The sequence below is a fragment of the Kitasatospora sp. NPDC085464 genome (assembly GCF_044541955.1).
Classification (GTDB): domain Bacteria; phylum Actinomycetota; class Actinomycetes; order Streptomycetales; family Streptomycetaceae; genus Kitasatospora.
Window position 1 is genome coordinate 1 of record NZ_JBITTM010000100.1, and the last position, 9,152, is coordinate 9,152.

The window sequence follows — 9,152 nt, forward strand, 5'->3', positions numbered from 1 at the left end:
ACTGCCCACTGGGCGTCCGTCAGATCTCCCCGAGCCATGGATCAAGATCATCGCATGACCTTGATCCACTTCTGAAACAGGCCCTAGTACTCCAGTTCTAGGCACACCTCGTGGCGGCACGAGCCCCGAGAGCGGCGCCGGCAGAACACAGGGGCTGGTCATTGCCGGAACCCTGCGGCCGTCCGCACGGCGCCCGTCCGGTGGTGGGCCCGGCGGCGCCGGTCCCAGCCGGGGCCGAGCGCCGCTGCGGTGGCGAGTCTTCACCTCGGACAGGTCAAGTATCGCGTCGTTCCGATGTGCCGCGGCCCGATGCCGGACCGCGGCACTGAGCGGTCAGCGGTGCTGGACCCACACCATGAGCAGGCTGACGACAGTGCCACCGAATGCACCGGCCGCACCCTTGATCAGGCTGGTCACCGCCAAGCGGCTGTGTCGGCGGGCCGGCGCCGTTCGCTGACTGGCGTGGAGTTCTCAATAGACTTCATGCGAAGCCTCCTGCTTCTAGGCGTATGGATGCTTCGGATTCGGGGCCTCGTGACCACGCCGGCAAGCACCGGTCACGGGGCCCTTCTCCGCGTGCACAGCCTGACACGACGTCAGATCTGGTGTGCAGATACGTTGGAGCCGTCCGAGGCATTTCAGGATCAATCGGTCACGCTCACCGGCTCTCGCCGTGAACTGCCATGCCCTGCCATGGGCCGCAGAGGCGTGACTCGCACGCCTCAAGTTCGCACACATCCCTGATGAACCCGTTCCAGCCGGGAAGGTGTTCGTCACGGACGACGGCCCGTGACGAATCCGGACAGCGGCCGCTACCAGCGGTTCCTGGACCCAATCTGCGCGGCTCGGCGACCGTGACGACCGGCAACCCTGATCGCCGAGGAGCGACGCGGGGAATACCTGGGCGACCTTGCAGGTGATCCCGCACACCACCAACGAGATCAAGTCCCCGTCGGCGCGCTGTTGGATGCCCGTGGTCTGCGGGTGACGATGCAGAAGCTTGACCCATTCCTGAACGTGGACCCGGGCAGCAGAAGCGTGACCGGGTCCCTTGAGGGACCCGGTCACGAGTCGGGCCGCACGGGACAGGGCGCCCGCGACGAACGGACGGCGTCGGGTGCCCGGGGGTGCGAGCGGCCCTCGGCCGAGGAAGTCAGTCCGGCAAACCGAGCCTGCGGGTAGCCGGAGTTGGCAGGACTGGAGGTTGGCGTTCGAGCGGCTCCAGGCCCGCGCGGCCGCGCGCGGTGCCCGGGCGGCGGCCGCAGCACGGGATCGGCCGGCGCACTTCGTCACCGGAGCACGCACGGGTTCCTGAGCGGTCGCTGCTGAAGAGAACGCCGCAAGTCAGCTGGCCAACAGGCCATGTTCGGCTCGTCACCCGATGGCGTGAGATTCCTGCGATCACTGGCAGATTCTGCGAGGGGCGCCCCTACTGAGGTTGAATTCGTGATGTCGCCGGGTGGCTTAGGTCTGATTGTCGGGCCGGTCTCGGCGAGGCAGCCGTCTATGACCAGACCGCCGGCCGCCGCTGACTACCTGGTGCGCTCAGTGCGATCGTCGTACTCTTCGCGGGCGGCGATGACTTCTTCGATGTGCAGCACGGACCACTCCGTGAGCGCCTTCAGCGGTTCCCGTAGCGTCTGGCCGAGCGCGGTCAGCTCATACTCCACGTGCGGCGGCACCTCTGGGTAGACGGTCCGGCTGACCAGCCCGTCGCGTTCGAGGGTGCGCAGCGTCTGGGTGAGCATCTTCTCGCTCACGCCCGCAAGCGCCTGCCGGAGATGACCGAACCGGGAGGTCCCGTTCCGGCCGAGTTCGCCCAGCACGAGGACCGCCCACTTGCTGCCGATCTGGTCGAGCAGGTCCCGCGAGGGGCAGCCGCGCTCGTACGGATCGAAGGGCGGCATGGGCCCGGTCACGTTCTCGACAGCAGCCATACGGCTCACCTCAATGCTTTCGCTGCGGTAAGTACCCTACCAAGAAGTGGCTACTCCCCAACAGAGAGTGTCCAGGTCATTCTGGGTTGCATCCTGCGGCGGACGCACCGCGGCAGGCGTGCGAGGCACGCGCGGAAGGAAGGAATGACCATCATGCCGATCGTCGTCACCGGAGCCACCGGCCAGCTGGGCAGGCTCACCGTCGAGGCACTGCTGCGGCGCGGGATCCCGGCCGCGGACATCATCGCGACCGGCCGGGACATCGCCGGGATCAAGGATTTGGCCGACCGAGGCATCACGGTACGCCGCGCCGACTTCGCGGACACCGACGGCTTGGCCGAGGCATTCGCGGGGGCGGAAAGGCTGCTGCTGATCTCGGCCTCGGTCCCCGTGGGCGAGCGGGTCGCCAACCACCGCCGCGTGATCGACGCCGCGGCATCCGCAGGCGTGTCGCTGGTGGCGTACACGAGCACGACGCACGCGGACACGGCCACCACCGTCATCGGTGCCACGCACAGCGAGACCGAGGCGTATCTGCGGGACCGCGGAATCCCCAGCGTGCTGCTGCGCAACGGCTGGTACCTGGAGAACTACACCAGCCAACTGCCGCAGATCCTGCAGAACGGCGCGGTCGTCGGCGCCGTAGGCGAGGGGCGGATCAGCGCCGCGTCCCGCGCCGACTACGCCGAGGCCGCAGCGGTCGTCCTCACCGCCGAAGGCCACACCGGCGCCGTGTACGAGCTCGGCGGCGACGAATCCTTCACCCTGACTGAGCTCGCCGCCGCGATCTCCGCTGCGGCCGGAGAGCAGGTTACCTACGCCGACCTCCCGGTGGCCGACTTCGCCCAGGTACTGACCTCCGCGGGCCTACCCGCCGAGCTGGCAGAGGTCCTCGCTGACGCTGACCGCGGTATGAACCGCGGCGAGATGTACACCGACTCTGGCGACTTGCGCCGCCTGATCGGCCGCCCGCCCGTGACCCTGGCCGAGGCACTCGCGGCCGCCCTGCATTACTGACCGGCTGCCGCGGCGCCGACGCCAGGACGGCCCGGGCCCCGCTTCACCCCTGGCCGCCCCTCAGGCCGCCTGGTCCCGTGCCCCGGCACCGGGGGGATGCCGGCACCGGGCCAGGCGGCCGGGCGCCCCCGTCGCGGTGCACCCAATAGGTCAACGAGCCGGCCGAGGCCAAGGCACGTCCGAGTCGACGGCAAACACCTGGTCGGCTCCCGTGAGCTCCAACAACCGTGTCACCCGCCCCGAGGGGCGGGCGAGATGAACGACCGTGCCCTGACGGCCCGCCCGGATCCGGGCCAGCAGGAGCGCGTTCAGACCGGCCGAGCTGACCGCGGGCCAGCTCGCCGTCGTGCCAGGTGCCGTAGTAGGGCTCGTGGGCGGGTGCGGGGTCGCCGGGTTCGGGGAGGGGGCGGATGCGGTCCTGGTCGAACAGGAACCAGCCCCATGCGTCGCCATCGGTGTTCGTGTCGTCGGCCCAGCGGACGTGGACCACCCAGAGCGGGCTGCCGGGCGGGCGGCGCCACACGGTCAGCAGCCCGGGGCGCCACTGGCCGCCCTGGCGCATCTCGACCAGGTGCCAGCGCCGCACGTCCCGGTGGGCGCCGGGCAGCGTCATCAGCTCGCGCGGTGCCCGTTCGGCGTCGCCGGGCGCCGGGGCGGGGTGCGCGGGGCGGGAGAAGGGAACGGCGATGGTCACACCCCTAAACTAATTCGAATGCCTGTTCGAGTCCAGCTGTGCCGACCTCTCCGGCGGCCGGGCCGATGTGCCGAGCCGCGAGGCTTGCCACTTCGCCACGGAAGCTGTGAGAACCACGGCGGCCAGTCCCACCGGGCCACTGTGACTCAGCACGCTAACTGTCGGGTCAGCCCCGGATCTGTCGTCCACCTGCAGCCACAGCTGAAGCGACGTCTGCCTCGGCCTCTAGGCTGCCCAGGTGCGCTACCTTGTCGAGTCCTTCGCCGTCGGCGCCCTGACCCGCGGTCGATCAGTCGAACAGTTCCTTGGCCCCGCCGGTGATGCCCATGCTCACGGCATCCGCTGGGTCGAGGTTGTTCCGACCGGCTCTCAGTTCAAGGTCGTTCTCCACACCTCGGCCGACGTCGGGAGTGAGAACTTCTGCGACCTCGTCGAGTTCCCGTCGCTGGACCCCGAGAACGACGACGACGAGTTCGGCCTGGAGATCGCCACGGCAACAGGGGCACATGACGCCCTCGCCCATGCGGAGCACCGGACTGGCGCCGTTCGTGGCCGCTGGGTCAATCAAGGGATGGCTCAGGACGAGTACCGCGACTTCGTACTCGCTGGCCGGCCGCGGCAAGCGCCGCCGAAGTGACGGCCGCTTTTGGTGGGCGACCAGGGCGGTACCGTCCTCGGCCGGCTCGTCGCCGCCCGCACCGCAGGCGCCGCATTCCCACTGCGCGTGCCAGGACACCGTGGGCGGCTGCTGGATGGTGGTCACGTCTCTCCTCCACGGTCGGACAGATGGTGACGGTGCCGGTCCGGGCGGACCGGCACCACCGAGGGGCGGGCGGGTCAGCCGGTGACGGTCTCGGTGGCGTGCGGGTCGAGGGCGTCCAGGAGCGCGGTCTGCCGGGCGAACGAGGTCGACCCTATGCTGACGGTCGTGCGGGCACTGGGTATGAGCAGTGAGGACGAGATGGTCGCCTGCTTCTTGCGTGGCGAGCTGTCCAGCCTGAGGTTCGGCCAGAACCTCCGGTCCCACCTGGCGGTACTCGGGCAGGCCGATCAGTTGCTGACGCATCCGGACCTCTCCGACGCTGGAGCGAACTCCGCACGTCGCGCTCTGCTCGCTGTGACGCGCGGGTACGGCGAGAACCGCGATCTGTTCGACAACTTCCCCGCTCAGGTCACGTGGACCAGGGCACTCCTCTCCGCCGACGAGGCGGCCAGCGTGCGCTACCTCGACTATTCCTACTGGGTCGAACTGTCGGGTGGAAGCCGCCGGCCGACGGACGCGGCTGCACGCATCAAGGCAGGGCTACGGACGTTCAACGTTTCCAACGAACCGCTTGTCGACGCGGCCCAGGCGCTCCTCAGGGGCGAGCGGTTTCCTCCGCTCATCCTCGTCGGCGAGAGACAGGACAACCTGGTCTGCCTTGAGGGCAACCTGCGCCTGACCGCCTACGCCCTCATTGGCTTCCAGACCGAGATCGAGTGCTTGATCGGCATCGCGCCGACCATGGGACGCTGGGCGAAGTAGCCGCACCAAGCTCTCGGCGCCCTGAAGGCCAGGAGGGCTGGTGGGCCGGGGAGTCCGGCCCCGTCGGCCGCCCGGGCCGATCCGACCACCCGTGACAGAACCCGCAGCAGACGATCATGTAGGCATTTCGGTGCCATGGCCCGACGCGAGTACGGCAGCGTTCAGCCGGAACCAGGCACCGCGCCCGGCCGCTCCGCCCCCCCGGCCTGCAGCCGGGCGGACCTTGCCAGGGCCGGCCCAGGCAGTGCGTGCCGGGCCCGGCGGGCCGGACGGCGGCACAGCGAACCCGTGCGGGCACCACGCTGCGCGATCGCTCCGGAGTCGCTCGTCCCGGAGGACGGCGCGGTTCCTCGGGCGTCAAGCCCGTGCGCGGACGGGGCGGCGCCGGTCGAGGAGCCGCTTCCCCCGGGGTGTAGACCGCGGTCCGCGGGCCCCGCACCCCACAGGGTGTGCCCTGGATGAGGGCGCGGGTCTCGGCGAGCCGGCCGGCGAGCCAGCGCGCCTCGCCCAGGACGAAGTGGACTCCTCGCCAGGCGGGGTGGCGGGGCCGACGGCCGCCGCCGGGCCCGTGGCGACGTTCCAGGCTGGCCTCACGGGCACGCGCGGGCGTGCGACGGGACCGGTCCGCCCGTGGGCCCGGCCGTCACCTCGGCGGGGGCGGTGCCGCCGTCCGCGCCGCGCACCCGGGCGTGCAGGACGCCCACGGGTTCCCACGGGGACTCAACGGCGTAGAGGGTGCGCCGGCCGTAGGGGGTGGGGAAGCCGGTGATGCGCTCCGCAGTGAGGTGCTGGTCGCCGCAGGCGATGTCCACGACGTCCTCCTCGTCGGCGTAGAGGTAGACCACCCAGCGCCCGCCGTGCACGCTGGCCTCGTGGAGCGCGTGCAAGGCGGGCGTACCGTCACCGGGGAGCGGATTGGTGGTGCAGTCGACCTCCTGGGTGAGGCTGTCCTCCTCAAGCCGGACCTCCCGCCCGGTGCAGAACCGGCCGTCCGGCAGCGGCCAGAAGTACCAGATCCGACCGCCCCCGTCCCGGTGGTGGCCCCACCGGCCCGTGGGCGGGGTGTCCGTCGCCGCGCGGATCCGCTTCAGACCGGCCGCGATCTCCTCCGAGAACGGCTCGTTGACCGCCTCGGTCGGGACGGCGGCCGGGGCGGACGGGCCGCTGCCCGTGGACGCGGTGTGCGCGGACGTGGTGCAGGAGGCCAGGGCGCCGAGCGCCAGCCCGGTGACCGTCGAAAGGGCGGCACGGCGCCGCAGCGAGTCGAGTTTCACGATTCCCCCCGTGTACGACCCTGCGATCCTACGGCCGACCCGCGCGCGGGGGTCGGGTTTCGGCCCGGAAGGTGTCCTCGACCAGGCGGTCAACGACCACTACGGCTCTGGCACGGCGATCGACGGGGTCATCGTCTCCCTGGAACTCCACGCCGGTCAGCTGGCCTGACGGACGGCCACCTTTCGAGCGGGTGCCATCCGGGCACCCGCCGCGACGGCAAGAGCCTGACCTCCTTCTCATGAGATGTGCTTGTGCGATGACGAGGAGGGCGACGAGGTCTGCCGGAAGTACCGGGACCAGCCGCGCCGGTGCTGACGACGGCGTGCTCCTGGTGGTGCTCGTCGTCCTGGTGCTCGTGGCTGGTGGGGTTGTCGGCCGGAGGTCACAGCAGTACGTGATCCGGATGACGTGCGGTACATGAATCCGCGGCTGTCGGCGAACCGGCCCTGGCTCGATCCGAGCGGCCAGGAGTCGGCCAGCGAAGCCGCGGTGCCGGGTGCCGGTACTCCTCGACGCAGCAGGACGGGGCCGGAGCGCACCCCGCATCCCCGCCCCGGACACCGGCCTGGACCAGCCGCCAATGGCTCCAGGGGCACGGCCGGGACGGCGGCCAGGGCGGGGCGAACGGGCGGGGCGAACAGGCGGGGAACCCAGAGTCGCGGGCATGCCCACAGCGCTCGTCCCTCGTCCGGTGTACGTCTCACCGGGATTTGATCAAAAGCTCGATCACTTGCCGAGCCGCGTGCAGGCCACTCGGCTACGGAAGCGCCTGCGTGATGAGGCCGTTCAGATGGCACTCCAACGCGGCGAGGTTGAAACACGTGGTGATCGGCAGGGTGGGGTGCCGTCGGCAGCTGGCCCTGAGGGAGTCGGACAGGCCGTCGAAGGTGAGGACTCTGTCGTGAGCGACCCGGTAGAGCGCGTACTCGGAGCCGTCGATCTCCTCGATGGGAAGGTCGCCCTCCCAGGCGTCCTCGTACCACCTGCCGGAGACACGGCTGATGAAGAGGAGTGCGCGTTGGCCCACGGCGAGTGACCGCTGACCCCAGTGAGTAGGTTTGCCGACGAAGCGGATCTCCGATCCCACGGTGCCCTCGAAGACCCGTGCCAAGTAGACCTCTTCAACGATCGCGGTGAACTGCTGGGGGGCTGGTGAACCAGTGATCACTGCCCTGATCAGATCGTTCCGCTCCACCTTCTCCTGGAGAAAGCTCATGGGCCGATTGTCCTCCTTGCCAATGGCCGGCGAAGGGCCGCGACATGTCCGAAGACGAAGCCCTCGGACACCTCACCGGACTGAGGCACCGCACCTCCCTGCACATGCCCATTCTCGACGACGACTACGAAGCGGCCATCGAGGAAGCGGCCCGCGCGATCACCGCACCTCCCAGGGCCTGACATCTCCTCCGGGCGCGCTCCCGCACGTGGCGGGCGGCGCGCGGAGGCAGCGGAACAAACCGACCTGCTCGTCCTGGCCCACAACGCGCCAGGGCACGGACGCGACAGGACGGCGGACGGCCGGGCGGCAGCCCGAGACCCGACGCACGGCGGCGGGACGGCGCAGCGGCGACCGACCCGTCGACCGTCCGGCGGGCCCCAGGGCGGCCGAGTAGTGTGACGACTGTCATGATCATTTTGTGGTCATCCGCGCTGGTGGGCGCCGCCGCCCGGCGGCGATGATGGGCCGCATCGGGGGGCGGGACCGCCCCGGGGGCTGTTCGGACGGGGGTCGGCGATGTCGCCGCACGAGATCGGGTTGTACGCGAGCGCTGCCGGGGTGGTCGGTGTGGGACTGCGGGCGCTGGTGCTGGCAGGCCCCGCGAACGCCGCCGGGGCCGGCGGGGTCCCAGCCGGTGGCGGCGGGCCGGGCGAGGTGCTCGCGGTGGTCCGGGAGGGCCTGGCCCGGCGCCCGCGGGTCACCCTCGGGTTGTTCGCGGTGATGGCGGTGATGGCGGTGGTCCAGTACCTGGTGCCCTCCGTCATCGGGGATCTGATGCGCCGGCCGGACGCCCTGTCGGACGGACAGTGGTGGCGCGCCGTGACCGCACTCCTGGTGCAGTCCTCGGGCGTCGGGCAGATCGTGTTCAACCTGTCGGCCCTGCTCGTGATCGGCGCGGTCGCCGAGGCGGTCCTCGGCCGGTGGCGGACCCTGGTCGTCTTCCTCGTCGGCGGCGTGTCGGCGCACGTGGTCAGCCTGGCCGGCTGGTCGACCCGCGGCGGCGGCGACTCCGTGGCGATCTGCGCGCTGCTGGGCGCCCTGGCCGTCACCTGCCTGCTGGGCGCGACCGCCCCGCCCCGGCCGTTCAAGGACATCTGGTACCTACTCCTCGTCCCCGCGGCGGGAACGCTGCTGTGCCTCATGCAGAACAACCACGGTGTCGGCCTGGTGGCGGGGTGTCTGCTCGGCCTCGCCCTCGTTCCGCGCGGGACCCGTCCGCCGACAGGCTCCGCTGCCGCGTAGCCGTCCCCGCCAGGAGGCGCTCTGTTTCGGGGCCGGCCCGTGGATGGCCTCAGGGAGGCCGACGACAATCACAGCGTTCTGACCTTCTCGCCAGAGCTGCAGCGAATCACCCGACTTTTTCATCGGCAATGATTCGCCAACCCCTTCTATTTTGACTGCCATTGCTTTTTCGGAGCATCCGACGGTCGCGAATTGGTAAGGCTGCAGCTGGGCAGATGCCACAGTGTATTTCCCGTCGAGAAT

10 protein-coding genes and 2 pseudogenes are annotated in these 9,152 nt (G+C 70.4%); 7 read left to right on the top strand and 5 right to left on the bottom strand.

Annotation, left to right across the window (positions count from 1 at the left end; translation table 11 throughout):
• Positions 1-743: 743 nt before the first annotated feature.
• Positions 744-946 (top strand): annotated as a pseudogene (locus ACIGG8_RS42405) (CTP synthase); the annotation flags it as partial.
• Between the two features lie 5 nt (positions 947-951).
• Positions 952-1,032, top strand: a pseudogene (locus ACIGG8_RS42410) (hypothetical protein); the annotation flags it as partial.
• A gap of 500 nt (positions 1,033-1,532) precedes the next feature.
• Here ACIGG8_RS42410 and ACIGG8_RS42415 read toward each other — a convergent pair.
• The gene (locus ACIGG8_RS42415; RefSeq protein ID WP_396553927.1) at positions 1,533-1,937 is read right to left on the bottom strand and encodes a winged helix-turn-helix transcriptional regulator; all 405 of its coding nucleotides are present in this window, start codon (positions 1,935-1,937) and stop codon (positions 1,533-1,535) included.
• A 144-nt stretch (positions 1,938-2,081) separates the two neighbouring features.
• Between ACIGG8_RS42415 and ACIGG8_RS42420 the strand changes: the two genes are divergently transcribed.
• The gene (locus ACIGG8_RS42420; RefSeq protein WP_396553928.1) at positions 2,082-2,954 is read left to right on the top strand and encodes an SDR family oxidoreductase; all 873 of its coding nucleotides are present in this window, start codon (positions 2,082-2,084) and stop codon (positions 2,952-2,954) included.
• Between the two features lie 150 nt (positions 2,955-3,104).
• On the opposite strand, the gene ACIGG8_RS42425 is transcribed toward ACIGG8_RS42420, so the two are convergent.
• Both ACIGG8_RS42425 and ACIGG8_RS42430 read right to left on the bottom strand, forming a co-directional pair.
• Positions 3,105-3,407 carry an STAS domain-containing protein gene (locus ACIGG8_RS42425; RefSeq protein WP_396553929.1) on the bottom strand — a complete coding sequence of 101 codons (303 nt, stop codon included), beginning with the start codon at positions 3,405-3,407 and terminating at the stop codon, positions 3,105-3,107.
• Between the two features lie 530 nt (positions 3,408-3,937).
• Entirely contained in the window at positions 3,938-4,411 is a 474-nt protein-coding gene (locus tag ACIGG8_RS42430; protein ID WP_396553930.1) for a hypothetical protein, read from the bottom strand.
• Positions 4,412-4,564: 153 nt separating this feature from the next.
• On the opposite strand from ACIGG8_RS42430, the gene ACIGG8_RS42435 reads away from it, so the two are divergent.
• The gene (locus ACIGG8_RS42435) at positions 4,565-5,173 is read left to right on the top strand and encodes a hypothetical protein (protein ID WP_396553931.1); all 609 of its coding nucleotides are present in this window, start codon (positions 4,565-4,567) and stop codon (positions 5,171-5,173) included.
• 590 nt (positions 5,174-5,763) lie between these two features.
• Here ACIGG8_RS42435 and ACIGG8_RS42440 read toward each other — a convergent pair.
• Positions 5,764-6,447, bottom strand: coding sequence for a hypothetical protein (locus ACIGG8_RS42440; RefSeq protein ID WP_396553932.1), 684 nt, complete (start codon positions 6,445-6,447; stop codon positions 5,764-5,766).
• Between the two features lie 10 nt (positions 6,448-6,457).
• Here ACIGG8_RS42440 and ACIGG8_RS42445 point away from each other — a divergent pair, with 10 nt between their 5' ends.
• On the top strand, positions 6,458-6,616 hold the full coding sequence (locus ACIGG8_RS42445) for a hypothetical protein (RefSeq protein WP_396553933.1): 159 nt from the start codon (positions 6,458-6,460) through the stop codon (positions 6,614-6,616).
• Between the two features lie 589 nt (positions 6,617-7,205).
• On the opposite strand, the gene ACIGG8_RS42450 is transcribed toward ACIGG8_RS42445, so the two are convergent.
• Positions 7,206-7,664 (bottom strand): hypothetical protein, encoded by a 459-nt coding sequence (locus tag ACIGG8_RS42450; RefSeq protein WP_396553934.1) that lies wholly within the window; start codon positions 7,662-7,664, stop codon positions 7,206-7,208.
• A gap of 44 nt (positions 7,665-7,708) precedes the next feature.
• On the opposite strand from ACIGG8_RS42450, the gene ACIGG8_RS42455 reads away from it, so the two are divergent.
• Positions 7,709-7,846: a hypothetical protein gene (locus ACIGG8_RS42455; protein WP_396553935.1), complete on the top strand. Its 138-nt coding sequence runs from the start codon at positions 7,709-7,711 to the stop codon at positions 7,844-7,846.
• 337 nt (positions 7,847-8,183) lie between these two features.
• Complete coding sequence (locus ACIGG8_RS42460) at positions 8,184-8,909, top strand: rhomboid family intramembrane serine protease (RefSeq protein WP_396553936.1); 726 nt, start codon at positions 8,184-8,186, stop codon at positions 8,907-8,909.
• Positions 8,910-9,152: the final 243 nt, after the last annotated feature.

Bases quoted from the DNA above. Each gene is read 5' to 3' on its own strand.
- ACIGG8_RS42420 (WP_396553928.1), top strand. From the start codon at position 2,082: ATGACCATCATGCCGATCGTCGTCACCGGAGCCACCGGCCAGCTGGGC.
- ACIGG8_RS42435 (WP_396553931.1), top strand. From the start codon at position 4,565: ATGCTGACGGTCGTGCGGGCACTGGGTATGAGCAGTGAGGACGAGATG.
- ACIGG8_RS42425 (WP_396553929.1), bottom strand. From the start codon at position 3,407: ATGGCGACGCATGGGGCTGGTTCCTGTTCGACCAGGACCGCATCCGCC.
- ACIGG8_RS42455 (WP_396553935.1), top strand. From the start codon at position 7,709: ATGTCCGAAGACGAAGCCCTCGGACACCTCACCGGACTGAGGCACCGC.
- ACIGG8_RS42415 (WP_396553927.1), bottom strand. From the start codon at position 1,937: ATGGCTGCTGTCGAGAACGTGACCGGGCCCATGCCGCCCTTCGATCCG.
- ACIGG8_RS42450 (WP_396553934.1), bottom strand. From the start codon at position 7,664: ATGAGCTTTCTCCAGGAGAAGGTGGAGCGGAACGATCTGATCAGGGCA.
- ACIGG8_RS42460 (WP_396553936.1), top strand. From the start codon at position 8,184: ATGTCGCCGCACGAGATCGGGTTGTACGCGAGCGCTGCCGGGGTGGTC.